Annotated in this window: 16 protein-coding genes; 7 read left to right on the top strand and 9 right to left on the bottom strand. The window is 55.8% G+C overall.

Annotation, left to right across the window (positions count from 1 at the left end):
• Positions 1-13 precede the first annotated feature (13 nt).
• The 3 genes from DWV16_RS10445 to DWV16_RS10455 are packed head-to-tail and all read left to right on the top strand — an operon-like array spanning position 14 to position 2578.
• Positions 14-511, top strand: a complete 498-nt coding sequence (locus DWV16_RS10445; RefSeq protein ID WP_243007310.1) for a TRAP transporter small permease — start codon at positions 14-16, stop codon at positions 509-511.
• Positions 508-1809: a TRAP transporter large permease gene (locus tag DWV16_RS10450; protein WP_207735586.1), complete on the top strand. Its 1302-nt coding sequence runs from the start codon at positions 508-510 to the stop codon at positions 1807-1809. The genes DWV16_RS10445 and DWV16_RS10450 overlap by 4 nt, the downstream gene beginning before the upstream one ends.
• A 19-nt stretch (positions 1810-1828) precedes the next feature.
• Positions 1829-2578 (top strand): S9 family peptidase, encoded by a 750-nt coding sequence (locus DWV16_RS10455; RefSeq protein ID WP_079988160.1) that lies wholly within the window; start codon positions 1829-1831, stop codon positions 2576-2578.
• 219 nt (positions 2579-2797) lie between these two features.
• Here DWV16_RS10455 and DWV16_RS10460 read toward each other — a convergent pair whose 3' ends face one another.
• The 5 genes from DWV16_RS10460 to DWV16_RS10480 form a co-directional block, all read right to left on the bottom strand.
• Positions 2798-4453, bottom strand: a complete 1656-nt coding sequence (locus tag DWV16_RS10460; RefSeq protein WP_066456453.1) for an iron ABC transporter permease — start codon at positions 4451-4453, stop codon at positions 2798-2800.
• Positions 4446-5552, bottom strand: coding sequence for an ABC transporter ATP-binding protein (locus DWV16_RS10465; protein WP_118479099.1), 1107 nt, complete (start codon positions 5550-5552; stop codon positions 4446-4448). The genes DWV16_RS10460 and DWV16_RS10465 overlap by 8 nt, the downstream gene beginning before the upstream one ends.
• Before the next feature lie 97 nt (positions 5553-5649).
• Positions 5650-6756 (bottom strand): extracellular solute-binding protein, encoded by a 1107-nt coding sequence (locus DWV16_RS10470; RefSeq protein WP_118479101.1) that lies wholly within the window; start codon positions 6754-6756, stop codon positions 5650-5652.
• Positions 6757-6842: 86 nt separating this feature from the next.
• On the bottom strand, positions 6843-7712 hold the full coding sequence (locus DWV16_RS10475) for an HAD family hydrolase (protein WP_118479103.1): 870 nt from the start codon (positions 7710-7712) through the stop codon (positions 6843-6845).
• A gap of 12 nt (positions 7713-7724) precedes the next feature.
• Complete coding sequence (locus tag DWV16_RS10480; protein WP_066456446.1) at positions 7725-8552, bottom strand: HAD hydrolase family protein; 828 nt, start codon at positions 8550-8552, stop codon at positions 7725-7727.
• Between the two features lie 303 nt (positions 8553-8855).
• On the opposite strand from DWV16_RS10480, the gene DWV16_RS10485 reads away from it, so the two are divergent.
• The gene (locus tag DWV16_RS10485) at positions 8856-11015 is read left to right on the top strand and encodes an extracellular solute-binding protein (protein ID WP_118479105.1); all 2160 of its coding nucleotides are present in this window, start codon (positions 8856-8858) and stop codon (positions 11013-11015) included.
• Between the two features lie 190 nt (positions 11016-11205).
• Here the strand turns inward: DWV16_RS10485 and DWV16_RS10490 are convergent, their stop codons facing one another.
• Both DWV16_RS10490 and DWV16_RS10495 read right to left on the bottom strand, forming a co-directional pair.
• A complete protein-coding gene (locus DWV16_RS10490) occupies positions 11206-12717 on the bottom strand; it encodes an FGGY-family carbohydrate kinase (protein ID WP_118479107.1) in 1512 nt (503 codons plus the stop codon).
• A 68-nt stretch (positions 12718-12785) separates the two neighbouring features.
• Complete coding sequence (locus DWV16_RS10495) at positions 12786-13424, bottom strand: class II aldolase/adducin family protein (RefSeq protein ID WP_066456438.1); 639 nt, start codon at positions 13422-13424, stop codon at positions 12786-12788.
• A 260-nt stretch (positions 13425-13684) separates the two neighbouring features.
• Between DWV16_RS10495 and DWV16_RS10500 the strand changes: the two genes are divergently transcribed.
• Entirely contained in the window at positions 13685-14410 is a 726-nt protein-coding gene (locus DWV16_RS10500; protein ID WP_118479109.1) for a hypothetical protein, read from the top strand.
• A 70-nt stretch (positions 14411-14480) separates the two neighbouring features.
• Here DWV16_RS10500 and DWV16_RS10505 read toward each other — a convergent pair whose 3' ends face one another.
• Both DWV16_RS10505 and DWV16_RS10510 read right to left on the bottom strand, forming a co-directional pair.
• Positions 14481-15962, bottom strand: a complete 1482-nt coding sequence (locus DWV16_RS10505; protein ID WP_066456430.1) for an MFS transporter — start codon at positions 15960-15962, stop codon at positions 14481-14483.
• A gap of 455 nt (positions 15963-16417) precedes the next feature.
• Positions 16418-17212 (bottom strand): DeoR/GlpR family DNA-binding transcription regulator, encoded by a 795-nt coding sequence (locus DWV16_RS10510; protein WP_066456426.1) that lies wholly within the window; start codon positions 17210-17212, stop codon positions 16418-16420.
• 314 nt (positions 17213-17526) lie between these two features.
• Here DWV16_RS10510 and DWV16_RS10515 point away from each other — a divergent pair, with 314 nt between their 5' ends.
• Together DWV16_RS10515 and DWV16_RS10520 are read left to right on the top strand one after the other, a co-directional pair.
• Positions 17527-18672, top strand: coding sequence for an iron-containing alcohol dehydrogenase (locus tag DWV16_RS10515; RefSeq protein ID WP_118479113.1), 1146 nt, complete (start codon positions 17527-17529; stop codon positions 18670-18672).
• Between the two features lie 90 nt (positions 18673-18762).
• Entirely contained in the window at positions 18763-20196 is a 1434-nt protein-coding gene (locus DWV16_RS10520; RefSeq protein WP_066456421.1) for an aspartate aminotransferase family protein, read from the top strand.
• Positions 20197-20294 lie beyond the last annotated feature (98 nt).

The following is a 20294-nucleotide window of genomic DNA, read 5'->3' on the forward strand; positions in this document are numbered from 1 at the left end:
GAGGTGCATACGTTTGGATAAAAAAGAGCCGTTTTATAATCAGATCGAAAAATGGGTCATCATCATCCTGATGATTGTTATGCTGGTGCTTCTGACCATCACCATCGTCACCCGTTTCCTGTTCTCCTACACCACCTCCTGGACCGAGCAGATGACCCGCCTGATGCTGGTGTGGATTTCGTTTGCAGGCATCAGCTGGGCGGGGATGCTGGATGTACATATGAAGGTCACCGCCGTCTCGCTGCTGACCAAAAAGAACCCGCAGGTATTCGAGTACATCCTGATAATCGGCGACTTGGTCGCCACCATCTACTGTTTCTATCTTGCCTACCGCATCGGAATCACCATGCAGATGACCATCGAGCAGTACCAGGTATTCACCGCAATGCCCTGGTGCCCCAAATGGGTGATGTACCTAGCGGGCGTGCTGGGGATGGCGGGCTGCGGTCTGCGGATTGTCCAGCGGCGGGTTCGCTACTTTAAAAAGAGGAAAGGAGCGGCAAACGCATGATTATCCTGATTATGCTCGGCATCCTGTTCCTCTGTCTGATCTTCACCGTGCCGATTGCAGCGGCGCTTGGCATCAGCTGTATTTCGGTGTTCCAGATCTTCTATCCCGGGCGTGATATGGTTTCGATGCTTGCGCAGGCCACCGTCACCAGCATTGACTCTTTCTCACTGCTGGCCATCCCGTTTTTCATGCTGGTGGGCAGCCTGATGGAGGGCGGCGGGATCGCCCAGAAACTGGTGGACGTGTCCAACGTCGTCACCGGCAAACGCGCCGGCGGCCTGGCCAACGCGGCGGTGGTGGCCAGCTGTTTCTTTGCGGCGATTTCCGGCTCCGGCCCCGCGACCGCCGCTGCCATCGGCGGGATTATGTGCGGCGCGATGCAGGCGCAGGGCTACTCGAAAGGCTACAGCGGCGCGATCATCGCGGCCGGCTCGACCATCGGCCCAGTCATCCCACCTTCCATCCCGATGATTATGTACGGCATCACCGTGGGCGTGTCGGTCTCCTATATGTTTATGGGCGGTATCATCCCCGGCCTGCTGATGGGCGTAGTACTCATCATCTGGAACAAACATGTCTCTAAAAAGCGCGGTTATTACAATACTGATGCCAGCGAATCGACCACTATCCAGGAAAAATTGGGAGTGCTCTGGCGGGCCATCCCTGCGATCCTGATGCCGATCATCGTGCTGGGGGGGATCTACTCGGGCGTATTTACCCCAACCGAAAGCGCGATCATCGGCTGTGTCTACTCGCTGATCGTCAGCACATTTGTCTACCGTTCGCTGACCTGGAAGGCATTCAAAAAGGCGCTGGTGGACGCGGGCATCACCTCGGCGACCATCATGATCCTGTTCGGCGCGGCCAACACCTTCGGCCGTCTGCTGACCATGTTCAATGTCCCCACCATGATGACCGATTTCATGTTTTCGGTTTCGCAGAATAAATATGTCATCATGCTGCTCATCAACCTCATGCTGCTGCTGATTGGCATGTTCCTGGATACCATCTCTTCCATTCTGCTCTTTTCCCCCATCTTTGCACCGATTGCCGCGGCCATTGGGTTTGACCCGCTGCACTTTGGCATCATTATGGTCATCAACCTGTGTATCGGTATGATTACCCCACCGATGGGCGGCAACCTGTTTGTAGCACAGCGGGTGTCGGGGTCCACCTTTGAGGAGATCTTTAAAGACACCCTGCCGATGATTATCGTGCTTTATCTATTGCTGCTCGTGCTCATCTTTGTGCCGGACATCACCATGTTCCTGCCGCGCGCGCTGGGTTATATTGGATAAAGAAAGGGAGTTTTCCGTTATGTTTACAAATGTTGAGGTGGTGGTTGCGGGCAGGACCATCCGCGGCACCGTGATGACCCCTGACGGGAATGGCCCGTTCCCAACCGTCTGTTTTTATCACGGCTTTTCAGTTGACCGGGTAGGGATGGACCGGCTGCATTTCCTCTTCTCCAAACGCTGCGTGGAAGAAGGGTTTGCCTGCGTGCGGTTCGACTTTTACGGCTGCGGCGAGAGCGACGGGGATTTTCGGGAGAAACGGGTCAGCTTTGAGCTGGAGCAGACGCTTGCCATCTATGACTGGACAGCGGCTCAGCCGTTTGCCGACCCTGAACAGATGTTTATGGTCGGACACAGCCTGGGCGGCATCCTGTGCAGCATGGCGGCACCGCTGCGCCAGCCGAAGGCAATCTCTCTCTGGTCGCCCGGCCTGACCGCCTACTATGACATCAGCGCCCGCATCCATGCGGTGCCTACCCGCTATAAGCAGGCCTATTCGGTGGGTGGACTGCTGCTTTCGGCCGAGTTCCTCACCGAGCTGCGGGGGATGGACATCATTGGAAGATCTAAAGGCTACCGAAACAAGGTGCTGCTGGTACATGGCGAACTGGACGAGAAGGTTCCCGTCTATGTTGTGGGCCCTTACGCCGACCTGTACGGTGAACAGATGCAGGTGAAGATTGTGGAGGGAGCGAATCATCAGTTCAGCAATTGGAACTGGAAACAGCAGGTCTACGACACATCCATCGCCTTCTTAAAATCACAGCTTTAACCCACCCTTTGGAAACCGAAACGCCCATCGCTGGAAATTCCAGCGATGGGCGTTTCGGCCTGTCGAAAAAAGCACACAAGCGGGACCAATCCCCCAGATGTGAGGAATATCCCGAGCATCCCAGCAGTTCGCAAAAATCATCTGACTCCAAGAAAAATTTTTCTTGGAGTCAGATGATCGTTTGTTACAAGTGTTTTGTTTCCCGGTTCTTGAGAGACGCTAAAGATCGATCTCCTCCGATTTGGTCAGCTTAAAGAAAAGCAGAAGCGAGGTGATCATGGTGAGGGTAAGGATCGTGGAAAGCGCCGCAGCCGTACCGTAGCCGCCGCGGCTGATTTCCTGGAAGATCGTGACCGTCATCGTCTGGGTTTTGCCGGTATACAGCATTAACGTGGACGACAGTTCGTTGATAATCGTAATCCAGGAAAGGATTGCGCCGGAGACGATACCCGGCACCATCACCGGCATCGTCACATTGAAGAAGGTCTGCATCGATCCGTAGCCCAAGCTGGTGGAGGCTTCGTCGATGCTCGGACTGATCTGCCGCAGGATGGCAGCGCTCGAACGCACCGTGTAAGGCATCCTGCGCACCACATAGGAGATGATGATGATGGCAGCGGTGCCGGAGAGCACCAGCGGGCCCTGGTTATAGCTCATCAGCAGGATCAGGCCGAAGATGGTGCCCGGGATGACATATGGGAACATGATAAAGACGTCCAGCAGTTTGGAGAGCAGGTTCTTCCTACGCACGGTCAGGTAGGCGAAGAGCGTGCCCAGTATGATGACGATTACGATTGCCGTGACTGCAAATTTAAAGGTGTTGGCAATCGAGGTGGCGGATTTGCTGAACACGGTCAGATAGTTGCCGAGGCCGTACCCCTCTGTCCACATCATGCCGTTGGAATTCTTGAAGGAGATCCCGATGATATAGATCTGCGGCAGGGTGGCCAGAAAAACGATGAGATAGACGAATCCGTGGGCCAGAATGTTGGAAATTCCCTTGAGCTGCTTGGGCTGCGGAGGATTGAGCATGCTCATCGTATAGTTTTTGCGGTTGGAAATCCATTTCTGCACCAAAAAGACAATCGCGGCGACCAGCATCATGACCATGGCGACCGCTGAAGCAAAATAGGCGTTGGTGCCGGTCTCGCTGACCCACTCCTGGTAGACGATGACCGGTAGGGTGTTGAAGCCTTCGCCCAACAGCCGCGGGGTGCCGTAGTCGGCAAACGCACGCAGGAAAACGATCGTTCCGCCCGCAAGGATGGTGGGCAGGATGAGCGGGAGACTCACCTTGATCACCTTTTGCACGCCGTGGTAACCGAGGCTCTCGGCCGCTTCCCCAAGCGAGGCGTCCACCTTTTTGAGCGCGCCTTTTGTGTACATATAGATGTAGGGGAAGAGCTTGAGGACAAAGACGAGCAGAATCCCGCCGAAGCCGTAGATGTTTGGCACCTTGAGCCCCAAAAAGCGCTCGCAGATATTGGTGAGCAAGCCGTTGCGCCCGAACATCAGAATCCAGGAATACGCGCCCAGAAACGGCGGGGACAGCATCGAGATGACGATCAGGATGTCGATCAGACGCCGTGCGCGGATATGGAACGAGGTGGTTATATACGCCAGCGGCACTCCGATCAGGATGACCAGGACGGTCGCGCACAGCACCACGCTCACACTGTTGGTGAGCGCCACGCGGTAATAGGGGCGGGCGAAAAAGGTCTTGAAGTTCCCCAGCGTAAACCCGATTGTGTCGGTCGACTGCAGAGAGAACAGGAGCATACGCCCAATCGGGATGATGAGGAACAGACCGAAAAAGACGATCGACAACAGCCCCACAAAGCCCCAGAAATCGAAGCGGACGCCCTTTTTAAACATGGCTTTCCACCCCTTCCACCAGGGTCAGCTGGGAGTCCTTGGAGAAGAAGTTGATCCGTCTGACGTTGACGGTGAGGGACACCTCCTCGCCCACCGCATAGATGCGCTGAGCACTGCTGGTGTCCGCGGTGACCTCGACCGGAGCGCCGGTCCCCAGGTCGACATGGTAGTCTATGTATTTGCCCAAAAAGCGCTTGACCGTGACGGTGCCCTTCATCCCCTGGCCCGGCTCGGTGAAGATGAACTCCTCCGGCCGCACGTAGACGAGGATCTCCTCTCCCTTTTTCAGCGAAACAAGGCCGGCCGCCTGGATTTCCAGGCCGGTCTGGAGGCGGATGGCGGTCATGCCGTCCCGCTGGGAGAGGACCGTCCCGGCAAAGTGGTTCGAATGGCCGATGAAGTCCGCGACAAAGGTGTTGTAGGGCCGCGAGTAGATCTGCTCCGGGATGTCGATCTGCTGGATATCACCCTTATTCATAACCGCGATCCGGTCTGAAATGGCAAGCGCTTCCTCCTGGTCGTGGGTGACGTAGACGGTTGTGATCCCGATCTTCTTCTGGATTTCGCGGATCGCCTCCCGCATCTCGATACGCAGTTTCGCATCGAGGTTTGAGAGGGGTTCGTCCATCAAGAGCACCTGCGGGCGCACGACGATGGCGCGCGCGAGCGCCACGCGCTGCTGCTGGCCGCCGGAGAGCTTATCGGGATAGCGGTCACGGTAAGGGGTGATCTGCACGGTCTCCATGATCTCCTCAACCCGCTGTTGGATTTCGACCTTCTCAAGCTTTTTATTTTTGAGTCCGTATTCGATGTTGCGGAAAACAGTCATGTTCGGGAAGATCGCATAGTTCTGGAACACCATGCCGAAGTTGCGCTTATGGACCGGGATGTCGTTGATGACCTGGTCGTCGAACGCAATCGTACCGGCCTCCACCGAGTTGAACCCCGCGATCATCCGCAGAAGGGTCGTCTTGCCGCATCCGGAAGGCCCGAGCAGTGTGAACAGCTCCCCGCCCGCAATCTCGGCCGAAAGGTCGTGGATCACGATGTTCTTCTCGTATTTTTTCATCACATTCTTGATTTTGATGGATACCGCCATTACACCACACTCCAAACTCATACGGGCCGCCTGCCGCACACCTATGGACAGCAGACGGCCCGCATATTCTAGTTCTTTTTAAAAATACCGTTCACGATCAGCCCAGGGATGTCCAGACGTCCTGGAACTTGGTCTTGATGTCGGAGGCTTTCGCATCCTTCGGATATGGGATGGAAACCAGGTCCGCCGTCGCGACGCGGCCTTCGGTGGTCATCGGCACATCCTTGCGGATCGGGCGGACGTTGATCTCGGCCTCTGCCGCGGTCTGGAACTCCTTGGAAGCGACGAAGTCGATCAGCAGCCGCGCATTGTAGGGGTTCGGGCCTCCTTTGATGATGCCCATGCAGCTTGCGCGCAGCGCAATGCCTTCTTTGGCATAGACCGGGAATACATCCGCGCCGGCTTTCATGTAGGAGATGGTCTTGTCTTCGTTGCAGAGCCCGACCGGATACTCGCCTTCCACCACGTTCTTATAAGCGGCGGAGGAGCCGGACGCCAGCTTGCCGTCCAGGTTCGCAAGGAATTTTTCCGCGAACTCCCAGCCGTCCTCGAGATTGCCGGACGGGGACATGGCCGCGAGCATGTTGATGAGGACCTCAAGCGCGGAGGAAGAATCCGCCGGGCTCGCGAAGGAAACCTGGCCTTTGAGTTTCGGGTCGGCCAGGGATTCCCAGCCTTCCACCGTCACGCCCAGCTCCTCGATCATCGTTTTGTTGACGATGATGCTGTTGACGTTGATATACTCGGGGGTGAACAGGCCCTCAGGAGAGGTGAAGTCCTCGAAGAGCATATCCTTCTCGGTCGTGACATAGGGCTCGAGCATGTCTGCGATCCCCTCGTAGGTGGTGGCGCCGCCGCCGATGAGGACGTCGCCGTAGGGCGCGCTCTTCTCAGCGTTGATCCGGCTGGTCAACTCGCCCGTTCCGGCGCTGACGACCTCGACCTTAATGTCAGGATACTTTTCGTTGAACATTTTCACGATCAGCTCATACTCGGTCGCGCTGGCCGAAGTGTAGATGACCAGGCTATCGGTGGGCTGCAGTTCCCCTTCCGCGGGAGCGGCGGATTCGGCCGGGGCTGCAGAAGCGGCCGGAGCGGCCGTGGAAGGCGCCGCGGACGCGGACGGGGCGGCGTCGTTCGAACCGCAAGCCGCGAGGCCTGCGACCATGACGATTGCGAGCAGGATTCCCATTAATCTTTTCATAATATCCTCCTATTGTGTCTCAAAATTTGGATTTCTTCTCGAATAATCCGCGGCTCGCGCGGAGGACAAACGATTCTGTCAGGAATTCACCGCTTCCAGGGCGGGACATCGGAAAGCCCGCTTTGGAAGGCCTCAATCAGCTCTGCTTCATACGCGCCGGCATAGCTGCCTTCCAAAAAGCGCTGCATCGCTTCTTCGCGGAAGATTCGCCAGGAGTCGATCTCCCGATTCGGCCGGATCGGATAGAAGAGCGACCCGTTGGCCTTTGCCGCCTCCAGATCGCCGAGCGCGTCCCCGATCATCAGTACGTTTCCGGCCGGGTAGTAGCCCTTCAATGCTCCGATGCACTCCTTTTTGGAGCCATCCTCCTGCGCGCAGAGCTGATGGACGTGAGCGAGCAACCCATGTTCCGACCATTCCCGCTCCAACGCCTCGCGCGGGGTTGCCGATACGATTGCGATGTCCGCCTCCCCAGAAAGGCGCTGCACGCTTTCCCGTGCGTTTGGGAAAGGGGGTATGCCGTGAACCATCTCTTCGATCCGGCGGTTGGATTCGAGCGACCACGCAAGCGCGCGCGCCAGCACCGGGTCGTCCGGATGTTCCTTGAGCCCTGCGTTATTGAGCACCGGGGCGGTCTTCACCCAATTGCGAAAAGATGTAATATCGGGCAGGGTAAAGCGGTACTGCTTCACTTCGTCCCGTTCGGCCAGCAGGTCGAAGATCAGGATCAATTCGTGGAAGCGGGAGCGTCCGCGATCCTTTGAATAGAGGTTGCAGAACTCCCACGCCTCGCGCACATATTTTGCGATCGGCTGAAGGCCCCAGACCTGGATGGTCGCCGGGCAGAAGCACTCCTTGTGCTTGATTTCCATCGTGTCGAACATACAGCCGTCCGAATCGATGCAGACCAGCCGCTGATGGTTAGCCCGATAGCCAGGGAAAATTTCCCGATCCATCCTCTCACCCCTTCAAAGCAGGAATTTTTCGATCGCCTGCGCCACGCCGTCTTGGTCGCTGCTGGCGGTCACGTAGTCGGCGAGCTGCTTCACCCGGTCCGAAGCGTTGCCCATGGCCACGCCGATGCCGGATTTTTCGATGGCCGGCGCGTCAAGCGTGCTGTCGCCCAACGCCATCACGTTTTCATATCCGATGCCGAGGCGTCCGAAAAGGGTCTCCAGCGCCTCGACGCGGTTGAGCCGCTTCGGGAAGAACTGGATGTCCACGCCGGCTCCCTCGAACACGTCCACGACGCCGGTTTTCTCCAATGCGTCAAGGATCGGCTGCTGTTTTTCCTCCGGGACGCCGTAGATATTCACCTTTTCAATGCCTATCCTGTGTTCCAGGAAGTACTCCGACATGCAGTCCAGCTCGATCTGCCTGCCCAGTTCCAAAAACCAGACGTGGTGCGGGGGCACCGGATAGTTTTCCAGGTGCGCGCAGACCGCTTTCTCCATATAGATTTTGCCCGCGGCCGCGATTTCGGAATAGATCCCCTGGCCCTCAAAAATGCGCAGGATCTCGGCGGACTCCTCGGGAGTGAACAGCGATTGGTAAATTATCTCGCCTGTCTTTCGGTCCACGACCCGCGCGCCATTGGAGGTCACCCAGTAGCGGACCCGTTCATCCGCAGCGATCTGCGGGGGGAACATGTCTTCGTTGCGGCCGGTGGAAGGGATCACCTCGATCCCCTTTTTCATTGCCGCATCCAGCGCGTGCTTGTTCCGGAACGATATGTAGGTCTGGTCCTTCTGCAGCGCCGTACCGTCAAAATCGAGCAGGATTGCCCGAATGTCCATAGCCACCACTCCTCTTATCTGCGAACGTTTTCCTGACTGTGTTTGACGCCCAGGGCACGCGTTTTCCCCAAAGCGCAGGCTCGTTTCGACATATTAAACAAAATTAATCAACAACAGTCCGTTTCTATTTGCACTATACCGCAATTTCAGTTACGTGTCAAGTATTTTTTGGAACGTGTCAAAATTTTTGATTATTTTTTTCCGATTGCTTGCAAAACCCCTCCTGTTTGTAGTATCGTATAAGCGTAGTATCATAAAAAGGGGGCGTGCGCCCCACTTAAGAATTGATCGCGGGGTGCGTCCATGCCAACCATCAAAGATATCGCGAAAGCCGCCGGCGTGTCCCATGGGACGGTTTCCAACGTCCTAAACCGGCGGGGCGGGGTCAGCTATGAAAAAATCCGCCTGGTCGAGCAGACCGCCAAAGCCATGGGCTACGCGATCGATGAGAAGGCCAGCCAGCTTCGCCGGGGGGACACACGCACCCTCGCGGTGATCCTGCCGTCCCTTTCCGAACGCAGGTACGCCGACCTGTATACCGGGATCCTGCGCCATGCCCAGGAGCGCGGTTATTCGGTGCGGCTTTTTTTCACCGACGACCTGCCCTATCTGGAGCGGCGCATCATTACGGAAGCGTTGGCGCTCAAGGTGTGTGGAATACTGACCGTCTCCTGCCTGGACGACCACGGGAAGGATTACCATCCGGTGCTCTCACGCAAGGTCCCGCTGATCTTTCTCGAGCGGCCTGCGCTGGAGGAATGCCTCTGCTCCTATTCCTTCGACATGGAGCAGGCATCCAGGATGGCGCTTGGGGAATTGGACGGCGGCGACATCTGCCTGGTCACCGGCGAGGCGCATTTCCGCGACCAGGCGGCGCTGCGCGGGGCGCTCTGCGCGCAATTGGACGGCCTCGCGGGGGCGCTGTACGAAAACCAGCGCGGCGGGCAGTCCCCCGCCGTGCACCTGCTGCTGCAGCGGGAGACGCCGCCGCGCTGCGTGATCTGTTCCAACGAGGAGCTTGCCGAAAAGGTACTGCGCATCTATGCCGAGGGCGGGATACACCCTCCTGTCATTGTCACGCTCTCCTCCCTGCGGCCGGCCCCCAGCGCTCTGTACCACAACGTCACTCTCAATTACCGGATGCTCGGCCACGAGGCGGTGGGCGCGCTGGCCGCGCAAATTGAGCAGGGGCAGCCCCCCATCTCCCGGATCTTCCCGGTATCCGGCTGCACCAGGCCCTTTTCGGGCCCTGCCCTGCTGCGCACCCGAACGCTGCATGTGCTCACCCACCGCACCCCGGGAGCCGAGGCGCTGGAACGCCTGCTGCCGCGCTTCACCGGGCAGTGGGGCATCCCGGTAAAGCTGCATTTTCTCAGCCTTTCTGAAGTGATCGAGCATGTCACCCGGCCCAGCGGGCAGCCATGGGATGTGGTCCGGCTCGATCCCTCCAGCCTCTGCTATTTGGCTCCCCGCTATCTCTACCCTCTTGACCAGATTGACCGGAACGCGGCCGCCCTGCTGCGGCAGTTCCTCCCCAACCTGCAAAACGACTACTCGGTTATCAGCGGCAGGCTTTACGCACTGCCCTTTGATATCAGCGTACAGATGCTCTTCTATCAGCGCACCCTCTTTGAAGACGCCGGCGAGATGCGCGCTTTCTATGAAGCGACCGGCAGGACGCTGGGCATCCCTGCGTCCTATGAAGAGCTCGACCGGATCTGCCGCTTTTTCTCACGAAAACTGCGCCCGGAGTCCCGCGTGCAGTACGGTTCCAGCCTCGCGCCCAACAACCCGACCTCGACCGCGAGCGACTATCTGCCCCGCCTGCTGGCGGGAGGCGGGCTCTCCTACCGGAGCAACGGCTGTCTCGACCTCACCACGCCGGCTGCCCTCTCCGCGCTGCGCGACTATATTTCCTACACACAATGCGCCAATCCCGAGCCGGTGAGCAACTGGAGCGAAATCGCGGAGAACTTCGTCGCTGGACAGGCCGCTACCGCGATCCTCTATGCCCACCACGCCTCCAATTTTGTACGCGCCCAGCGCGCGAATGTCGGCGTCGAGATCGGTTTCGCGCCCATCCCCGGCGGCTGCCCCCTGTTGGGCGGCGGCTCCTTTGGAATCAACGCAAAAAGCGAACAGGCCGAGGAAGCGTACGCCTTTATCCGTTGGGCGACCGGAGAGGAAATCGCACCGGAAATGGCCATGTTAGGCGGCATCTCCGCCTGCCGGAGCGTCTACGAGCAGCGGGAAATCCTTGACACCTATCCCTGGATGGGCGCGCTTCCCGCCAGTATGCGTCTGGGCATCCGCAAGCCCATCCTCTCGTCAAACGAGGTGGACTACAACCAGCGTGATTTCGAATACACGCTGGGTGAGCATATTCTCAAGGCGATCGCCGGATTTGAAACGCCCGAGGAAGCCCTGCGCAACACACAGAAAACCCTGGACGCTATCCATTGACTGTGAAAATCGTTGGCTTCAAAACAGCCTATTCCTGAAATATCCGGTATATACTTCATTATTTTCCGAACAGGATGCCCGGGCATGTTAAAACAGAAAACACAAAACGCAGGGAGGTTGTTTTTTGCAACTTCCCTGCGTTTTGTGTATATGCGGCTTTTCAGCCGCCGTTTTATCCTGTTTCCCAGTTTTAATACAATTCCGCAAAAATCTCCTTCAGCGCCGGATGGAGCTTTTTCCATATTTTATATTGTTTGTTGTAAACAGCCACCTGTTCTTTACGAGGTTCAAAGGTGCGTTCCAGCTGTACAAACCGGTCAATTTCCTCCATTTTATATACGCCCATGCCGATGCAGACGATCGCGGCCGAACCAATGGCGCCGGAATGCCTGCAATTTTTGGTGCGCGTGACCGGAACGCCCAAAACGTCCGCCATCATTTGCAGCCAGGGGTCGGACTGCGCGCCTCCACCGATGGCATTGACCTTCGTCAGGCTCCTGCCGACGTCCTGTTTATAATCGTCCATTTCCATCCGAAGGCTGTAACAGATCGATTCCATGACCGCCCGCAGGAAATGCCTCCGGGTATGGACAGTCGAGGCGCCGATAAAGGTGGCTTTTGCCTTCTCATCGCTGATGGGACAGCCTTCGCCCATCAGCCAGGGGGTGGCGAGCAGGCCTTCCGACCCGGCGGGAACCTGGTCCACCTCGCGGTCAACCAGCGCAAAAATGTTCTGCCGGGTAAAATAGTCCATCTTTTCCGTCTCGCAGAGAATCTTTTCCATATGATAGAACTGGTCGATCGCCCAGTTGAGCGCCATGCAGGCGGACTGGATGCAGCCGCCGTAAATCTGTTTGGTCGGGTCACAGCAATGCAGCTGCCATATTCCAGGCCCGGTGTTTTCCAGACGGTCATAGCCGATGATTGCGGTCAGCCAGCTGGAGGTCCCGAGATAGACGTGCGCGTCCCCTTCCTTACAGCAGCCGGCGCCCAGCGCGGCGCAGGTTACGTCTACGACGCCCATATAAACCTCGACCCTTGTCGTAACACCGAGTTCCCTTGCTGCTTTTTCAGTCAGATTCCCAACAAAGCCGGTGCAGGGAATCAGCGGAGGGCATTTTGCGGTGTCCAGGCCAGCGGCCTCATACTGCTTTAGGCGATGCGCGGCGACCTCCGGATGGGAATGATAGGGCGCTTTACCGGAATAATCGATGCAGATTACGCCAGTCGCCATAAAGTTCAGATATCCCGTGCAGTCCAGGAAATAGGCGGTTTTTTCATAGAGCTCGGGCATATTCTGTTTTATCCACAGATACTTCGGGATAACGTCGGTAGCTCCAAACTCTTGGGAGCCCATCTTTTCATTGATCTCATCCGCTTGCTTGCGCGCGCGGCTGTCGATCCAGGAGATATTGTTGTGCAGAATATTGCCCTGCGCGTCGATGGGGATGATTCCAAGCCCCTGCGTGCTGAAAGACATCCCGACAACGTCCTTTTCAGCAATTCCCACTTTTTTGACGACCGCTTTTGTCGCCGCGCAGACAGCCTTCCAGTAATCCGCCGGATCCTGCTCGGCAAAACCGTTGGGGCCGGTGAGCAGCGGGTATCCGCGTTCTGCGTCCCCGAGAAGGTTTCCATCAAAATCGACCAACGCAGCTTTTACGCCGCTGGTTCCGAAATCATATGCCAGAATATAATCCATGCAGATGCTCCTTTCATTTCATGATCCACCGCTTTTGCGGACGGGCGGCCCGTTTTTCCGAGCGGATATCAATCCTCCGGAAGATTGTATTTTTTCCGCATGGCCGCTTCCGCCTCGGGAGGAATTTCATAAACCGTCCCGTTTGCGCGGGCGATCGAATAGATTTTTGCGACATCCTCCGTGTAAACGGCCGAAATGTGCGCCCGTTCAAGGGTTTTTCCGATCGCGACTGTGCCATGGTTGGCCATCAGACAGGCGAAACGGTTCTTCAGGGCCGCGACAACCGCGTCGCCGAGTTCGTCCGAGCCGTTGAGCGCGAAATCTGAAACCGGCACATCCCCACCGAGGAAGAGCATCATTTCCACAAGTACCAATGGGATCCGTTCATGCGTGACGGCAAAGCTGGTGGCGTAGGGGGCGTGCGTGTGCACCACCGCATTGTATTCGGGTTTATGCTTATAGACGGCGGTATGTACCCGCCATTCAGAGGACGGCTTGCGAGTGCCCTCCACAACGTTACCTTCGAGGTCGATCACCACAATATCCGCAATGGTCATGGTCTCATACGCGATGCTGCTGGGAGTGATCACCACCAGTCCGGATTCCGGGTCATACGCGCTGAGGTTGCCGCTTGTTCCGGCGAAGAGCTGCTCCCGGTAGGAGAGCTGGGAATAGTAAAGGACCTCTTTTTTCAAGGCTTCTAACATAACGAATCTCCTTTGGACGATATGATTAAAAATATTATGTGGATACGGTTAGAACCGTTAAATCGCTTATTAAAACGCACAACATCACACTATCACAATTAATTCATCTGAAAATTCTTTGTATGAAGTATTAATTCGATAATTTTGTGGCTTTTACCTCAAAATGCATCAAAATATTGACACAACCGGCAATCTATGATAGCTTAATAGCATTGCCGGGAATCCCGGCGTCCCGAAATGATAACAAGGGAGAGGTTTTCATGAGTCAATACGGCGAACTCTTTACTGCGCGCAAGCGGATCATGGACGGGATGGTACGCAAATCCATCCTCTGCTGCGTTGGAATCCCAGTGTCCTTTGTCCTTTCAATGGGGCTGATGATTGCATACGGTTTTGCACGATACTGGTATTTCGCGCTTGCCTGCACAGTACTGCTGACCGTCCTGTTCATACGCGGGAACCAGCGTTTCCGGGCGCGGGGCGGCAACGCCCCGGAGCTTGCCCCGTATGTCCTCCCCACCGCGGTCGCTTCCAAGGATGAGGCGCGCGGGATCCTCGCCCGTCATGCGGTGCTTTTTGAAACCGCCAACAACTGCGCATATTGTTATATAAAGCGGGAACGTCCCATACGCTTCCTGCTTCTGTCCCCCGAAACGTTCGAGGAGGACGCCTATCGGGAAACCTATCAGGAAGCGATCTGTCAGATCCTTGAAGGACCCAATCTTCCATCGGAGGTCCGCTCCGACAAGGGACATTCCGAGCTTCGCATCCATCTGATCCTGGCCGACCAGGACTCGCCCGCACTCGCCCACTGCATGAGCCGGAACGCCTATCACACAATGGCGGTCCGTGAAGGCGCCATGACGGCGGCTCTTATCCTATCCGAACAAAAGCTGGTTGTCTCCGCCTTTTTCGGCGATCACTACGGAGACGCGAAAAAATACGATTGCGGCTGCGCGCTGCTGTCCGAGCTGTTTGCCGGATAACCGCGCCCGCCTAATAATAAGAGCACCCAGCGGGGTGCTCTTATTATTTTGAGGCGGAAGAGAAAAGGGGTTATGCGTCGTGTTTGCGTTCAGCGATCTCCTTGACGCACTGGGCATGCTTTTTATCATTCAGGCCGGTAAGGCTCTGAACAAACGCCTGTACAAGGGTCAGGATCGACGGCAGCAGGACGCCGATCAACAGCAGTCCTTTGAGGACCGATTCCGCCATGTCCGCACCGGCGCTATAGCCGATTCCGTCGAGCATGAAGCCCAGCAGGCCGCCGCCAATCGCGCCGCCGATGGTCAGGCAGAAGCCATAGCTCGCGAAGATGAAGCCCGCCTGGTTGCGGTCATATTTCCACTGGCCGTAGTCAACCGCCTGCGGCAGCATGACATCCGGGAATACCAGGTGCGCGCCCTGCATAAAGCCGCACAGCGCATACAGGATGAACAGGGGCTGTCCAAGGCCCATCATCTGTCCGGCCTGCTCGCGTCCAACGGCGCAGATAATGCCGAACCACGCCAGGTACATACCGGCTCCGGTGACCATTGTGAAGATGTATGCGCGGTTGGAATCCTTAAACAGCCGGATGAAATACTGGATACAGAACGAACCGGCGATCGCGCAGCCCGCGTTGAAGAACAGGGCGATCGAGGCCAGTTCCGGACGCTCGAAGTAATTGTTGTAAAGATAAACGGTGGTGCCGGAACGGATACCGTCCAGAATGTAAAGCAGGAAGGTGGAGACAACGGTCACCATCGCGGGACGGTTGCGGACGAGGTCGCTGACCTGCTGGCCAAAGCTGACCGTTTCGCCTTTTTCCACTCTCAGGTCACGCAGGTGCTCACGGTAGGAGCCATCCGCGTTCAGCTCGTATTTTTCACTGGCAAAGAAGGTCCAGATGACGGGGGCCACATAGATGGCGGAGAACATAATTGCCGCAATGAAGAAACCACGGCTCAGGCTTCCGCCCCCGAAGAAATTGACCAGCGGGAGGAAGCAGGCCACAACGATCAGCTTGCCGGCGTTCTTGGTGAAGCCCTTGATCGCCGCGATCGAGGCGCGCTCGGTCTGGTTGCGGGCGGTGTTGGTGACCTGGCAGTTCATCGGTATGAAGCACAGGGTCGAACCGATCGCGCCGTAGCAGCCATAACCCACGCATGCAACCACCATCTGGAGCGTAGAACTCGTGTCAGGCAATGCGGTGAATACCATAATAAAGAGGATGAATTGGATCGGAATGGAGAAGAGAACCCAGGAGCGGTATTTGCCCCACTTCAGATTGAAGTGGTCGATGCACCAGCCGATGATAAGGTCGGTGATTGCGTCGAATACGCGAGCAAACATCATAAGGGAACCTGCCAGAACGCCGGACATGCCCAGCACATCCGTATAAAAGTAGGTCAGGAAGTAACCAAAGATCACCCAAGGGCCGTTTGTGGCAAGGCCGGTCAGGCCGAGGCACCACTTATCTCTGAGCGGAACCTTTGCATCCGGTTCAAAGCTAACGGCATCGAATTTCGCTTGTCTTTTTGCAGATATTGCTTCCATTGTTTCTCGTTGCCTCCTTTTGATTGATAGAAACACACCTTCCGCCAACCATTCCGGGCTCCGGCCCAACACATACAAATTCATTTGGCTTTTAGTGACGTTTTTCTGAGAATGCAAAATTATACCTCATAAAACATCATAATACCATTTGATTTTCTTTTAAAACGGCTGACTGTAGTTATAATATTTCAAAATACCTCAACTGTCAATATAAATCATGTTAGTTAAGACCGATTTTGTGGTTTAATCTATTTTTGCTCTCTGTTTTTTGTGAATGACGCACAGAAAATCCACATATCAAATTGTTATTCTGGGAATATCGGTTTTATATAGGCGCATATTCCGGTGTATTCGTTCTAAATACAACACAAAGCTTCACTTTTTCGCCTCAAAAAAGGCAAAACAAAACCGCCGCGGGCATCATCGGTTACCCGCGGCGGCGCCGAACACGTATTTTATTTTTCCGGATCTTCTGCGCTTTCAAGAGGGTGCTCGCAGTCGTAATGCGCAATTTTCAAATCGTCCAGGAAAGAGGCCCACGGCTTGGAAAGCGTCTTATCCGTGATAACAGCGGTAATGCGTTCAAACCCACAAGTTTTCACAAAGGTCATCTTACCAAATTTGGAATTATCCGCCAGCAGATAAACCTCGTTGGAGGACTCGACAATCCTGCGGCGCATATCCGATTCCGCCTCGGTCTTGTCGCTGATCCCGTTCTCCATGCTCAGAGCCCGGCAGGAGATGAACGCCTTATCCAAATGAAACTGCGCCAGGTTGTCCACCGCGGTCCGCCCGGTGAAGGCGCAGTTACGGGCGTCCCAGGCCCCGCCCGTCGAAAACAGGGTGATATTTTTCTTCCCGGAGAGCTTGTTCATCACCTCCAGAGAACTTGTCAGGACGGTGATTGGGATGTTGTCCAGCAGTTCGGCAATCTGCACGCAGGTTGTGGCAAAACCGATATAGATGCAGTCGCCCGGCGAGATGAAGTTCAGCGCCATCGCAGCCATCCGCTGTTTGGCTTCCACCATGATATTGGAGAGCATTTGGAAATCGGCCGTGTTGTTAACCCGCTGCTTCAAAATCGCGCCGCCATAAGATTTTTCAACAAAGCCCTCTTTCTCCAGAACCTTCAGGTCCCTGCGGATCGTTTCAAAACTGACGTCAAAGCGGGCCGTCAAATCCGCCACCGAAACGCTTTTCTGTTCAAGGAGTATATTTTTGATCTGTTCCTGTCGTTCAATCGTTAGCATAATCATCCGATCCCTTACAATTGTTTTTGCTTGTGGGGCAATCTGTTGTTTTCATTATACAAGATCGAAAGCAAAAAATCCACCTCAAAAAATTCGTCGGTTTATAACTGGTCGCATGCCTCTTTTTATGCGTTCTCACAAAAGTTCGCGAATCCCATCATGAATTTCATTTTTGAATTGACAAGCGGCTTTTTTTCTGTTATATATGTTTTAGAGCTCTAAAAACAACTTAATACCAATTAAATTTCACAAAACATCAATACAAAACCACATTTTAAAGTAAACAAGGAAATGTATCTTTGGAGGCTATGGGAATGAAGAACTTTACCTTCAGCGTGCCGCAGGAGGTCGTCTTTGGCAACGGAAGCCTTGCACAGTTGCCGGAGCTGCTGCACAGGTGCCGTTCTGACCGCGTCCTGCTCATTTCGGACCGTATGCTGGAAAAGCTGGGGCTCGTAAAGCGGATCTCCGATCTCGCGGAGGCGGCTGGCGTCCAGCTCTCCGCATTCCTCGATGTGGAAGCGAACCCCTCGGTGCAGACGGTTGAAAAGGCCGCCGCCGCCTATCGTGGATTTGGGGCCACCAGCATCATCGCGCTCGGCGGCGGAAGCCCAATGGACGTTGCCAAGGCAGTCGGAATCCTTGTAAAGCACGGCGGAGAAATCACACAATATGAGGGCGCACACCTGGTGCCCGGGCCGATTGTCCCATTGGTTGCAATCCCCACGACCGCCGGTACCGGAAGCGAAGTAACTGCTTTTTCAGTTATCACCGACCATGCGCGCAACTATAAATTGTCCATCTTCAGTTATGAGATCGTCCCGCGCTACGCGCTGCTCGACCCCAGCCTGATCACATCGCTGCCCGCCCCGGTCGCGGCATCCACCGGAATAGACGCTTTCATCCACGCGCTGGAAGCATACCTCTCCCGCATCGCGTCGCCCTTTTCCGACGCGATGGCCCAAAAGGCGATGGAACTCATCGGCGGCAGCATCCGCCGCTTTGTGGCCAACCGGCAGGATTCCGAAGCTGCCTGCGCCATGCTGTCCGGGAGCATGTTTGCGGGCATCGCGTTCGCATGGGCCAGGCTCGGCAATGTCCATGCCATGTCCCATCCGGTGAGCGCCTATTTCAATGTGCCGCACGGGATTGCAAACGCCATCCTGCTGCCGGTGATCCTCGAATACAACGCGATGGCCGACAACGGACGCTACCGCGATATCTACAATTTTATCAGCCGTAAAAAAGCGGGCGACGATTTTGCACCATCTGTGCTGGTGGACGAAATCCGCGCTCTGCTGCGGGATTTTGACATCCCGGGATCGCTGTCCGCGGCCGGGGTAACGGCGGAAAAAATCCCGCTGATGGCGGCGGACGCCATGAAAAGCGGAAATATCCTTGCCAACCCGCGTCAAAGCACCATTCAAGATGTGGAGCGGCTCTATCTGTCCGCTCTTTGACGGTGGAAAGGAGACCCCATGTTGCGGATACCCTGCCGATGCGGGGTATTGATCATATACCTGCACAAATTTGATTGGAGGATCTGAGAAATGTCAAAGTATCTGGATTGGTCCGATTACGCCGCAATCCATGCCCAGGCCGGCGAAATCATGAAACATCGCAAAAAGCTGAAAAGAAGCGCGATCGACCGCTATGAGAAATGGTTCGACACCAACTGCGCAACGTCCAAAAAGCAATACGAGGCCGCGCAGAAGGTCATTCCGGGCGGCATACAGCATAACCTTGCCAATAACCATCCCTTTCCGATTTCGATCGATAAAGCGGAAGGCCCATACCTTTACGATGTGGATGGAAACCGCTATTATGACCTTTTGATGGCCGGCGGTCCTGTCATCCTGGGCAACAATTACCTCCACAAGGAATGCACCGAATTTATCAATGAAAAAGGGCCGCTGAGCGGACTTTACAGCGATTATGAGCGCAAGCTCGCTGAACTGATCAACCAGTATTTCCCCTCCTGTGAAATGTTCCGCATGCTCGGTTCCGGCACCGAGGCCGACATCATCGGCATCCGTCTGGCGCGTGCCTTCACGGGAAAGCGGGAACTCATCCGTATCCGCGGCGGATATCACGGCTGGAGCGACCAGCTCATTTATAATGCGAGCGAAGCACCCGACGGACTGGACTGCATGAACGGCATCCCCGTCGACTGCTTCAAGAGCACCCACTGTGTGGAGCCCAACGATGTCGAGGCGCTTGAGGCTCAGTTCATCGCAAATGAAAAGCTGGGCGGTACGGCCGCGTTCATCATGGAGCCACTCGGACAGGACAGCGGCGCTGTTCCGCTCACGCCCGCCTATCACAAGGCCGCAAAAGAGCTGTGCAAAAAATATAACGCGCTGCTCATTTATGACGAAGTCGTTACCGCTTTCCGCCTCGGCATGGGCGGCGCGCAGGCCCAGTTCGGAACCAAGCCGGATCTCACTATCTTTGGAAAAATTATCGGCGGCGGCTATCCGTGCGCAGGGGGCATCGGTGGACGCCGTGAAATTATGGAGATGCTTGCGGCGGGTATCAACAAGGATCGTTCAAAGAAAGTGCGCGTGGGCGGCACCCTGTCGGCGAACCCGTTAACCGCTTATGCCGGATGCTGCACCATCAACGAGCTTGCCCGGTTAAACGCACATCCGCAGATGGCCGCGGCTGCGGACAAATTCATGAAGGAAATAGCGCTGCTGACTGAAAAATATGATATTCCCGCGCTGATCTTCAACCATCAGACAATCCTGCATATCGATGTTGCCGCCAGCCAGCATATCCCCACCTTCTACAAGCCCGGCGACCCGGAGGCGGCGCGCCAGCAGAAGGAAGCTTCGCAGTGCGTCATGGAATTTGCAATGGCGCTGGCAGCGGAAGGGATCATTATCTCCGGCGGCGGCAAGACCTATATCTGTTACGAATCCATCCCGCTGATGGACGAGGTGCTTGAGCGCTACGACCGGGTTTTCCGGGAATTCGAGTAATCAGGTCTTTAATCTGAAAGATGAATTAGGAGAAAAGAAGTCATGGCAAAAGCATATAACCCATATGAAAACATGCTGGAGGTCCTGGACGAAGCGGC

It is taken from the genome of Anaerotruncus sp. AF02-27 (assembly GCF_003465835.1).
GTDB lineage: Bacteria > Bacillota > Clostridia > Oscillospirales > Ruminococcaceae > Anaerotruncus > Anaerotruncus rubiinfantis.

Excerpts from the sequence above, each read along its gene's own strand:
- DWV16_RS10485 (WP_118479105.1), top strand. The coding sequence starts at position 8,856 with ATGCCAACCATCAAAGATATCGCGAAAGCCGCCGGCGTGTCCCATGGG.
- DWV16_RS10515 (WP_118479113.1), top strand. The coding sequence starts at position 17,527 with ATGAAGAACTTTACCTTCAGCGTGCCGCAGGAGGTCGTCTTTGGCAAC.
- DWV16_RS10475 (WP_118479103.1), bottom strand. The coding sequence starts at position 7,712 with ATGGATCGGGAAATTTTCCCTGGCTATCGGGCTAACCATCAGCGGCTG.
- DWV16_RS10505 (WP_066456430.1), bottom strand. The coding sequence starts at position 15,962 with ATGGAAGCAATATCTGCAAAAAGACAAGCGAAATTCGATGCCGTTAGC.
- DWV16_RS10490 (WP_118479107.1), bottom strand. The coding sequence starts at position 12,717 with ATGGATTATATTCTGGCATATGATTTCGGAACCAGCGGCGTAAAAGCT.
- DWV16_RS10480 (WP_066456446.1), bottom strand. The coding sequence starts at position 8,552 with ATGGACATTCGGGCAATCCTGCTCGATTTTGACGGTACGGCGCTGCAG.
- DWV16_RS10470 (WP_118479101.1), bottom strand. The coding sequence starts at position 6,756 with ATGAAAAGATTAATGGGAATCCTGCTCGCAATCGTCATGGTCGCAGGC.
- DWV16_RS10495 (WP_066456438.1), bottom strand. The coding sequence starts at position 13,424 with ATGTTAGAAGCCTTGAAAAAAGAGGTCCTTTACTATTCCCAGCTCTCC.
- DWV16_RS10460 (WP_066456453.1), bottom strand. The coding sequence starts at position 4,453 with ATGTTTAAAAAGGGCGTCCGCTTCGATTTCTGGGGCTTTGTGGGGCTG.
- DWV16_RS10450 (WP_207735586.1), top strand. The coding sequence starts at position 508 with ATGATTATCCTGATTATGCTCGGCATCCTGTTCCTCTGTCTGATCTTC.
- DWV16_RS10510 (WP_066456426.1), bottom strand. The coding sequence starts at position 17,212 with ATGCTAACGATTGAACGACAGGAACAGATCAAAAATATACTCCTTGAA.
- DWV16_RS10500 (WP_118479109.1), top strand. The coding sequence starts at position 13,685 with ATGAGTCAATACGGCGAACTCTTTACTGCGCGCAAGCGGATCATGGAC.
- DWV16_RS10520 (WP_066456421.1), top strand. The coding sequence starts at position 18,763 with ATGTCAAAGTATCTGGATTGGTCCGATTACGCCGCAATCCATGCCCAG.
- DWV16_RS10455 (WP_079988160.1), top strand. The coding sequence starts at position 1,829 with ATGTTTACAAATGTTGAGGTGGTGGTTGCGGGCAGGACCATCCGCGGC.
- DWV16_RS10465 (WP_118479099.1), bottom strand. The coding sequence starts at position 5,552 with ATGGCGGTATCCATCAAAATCAAGAATGTGATGAAAAAATACGAGAAG.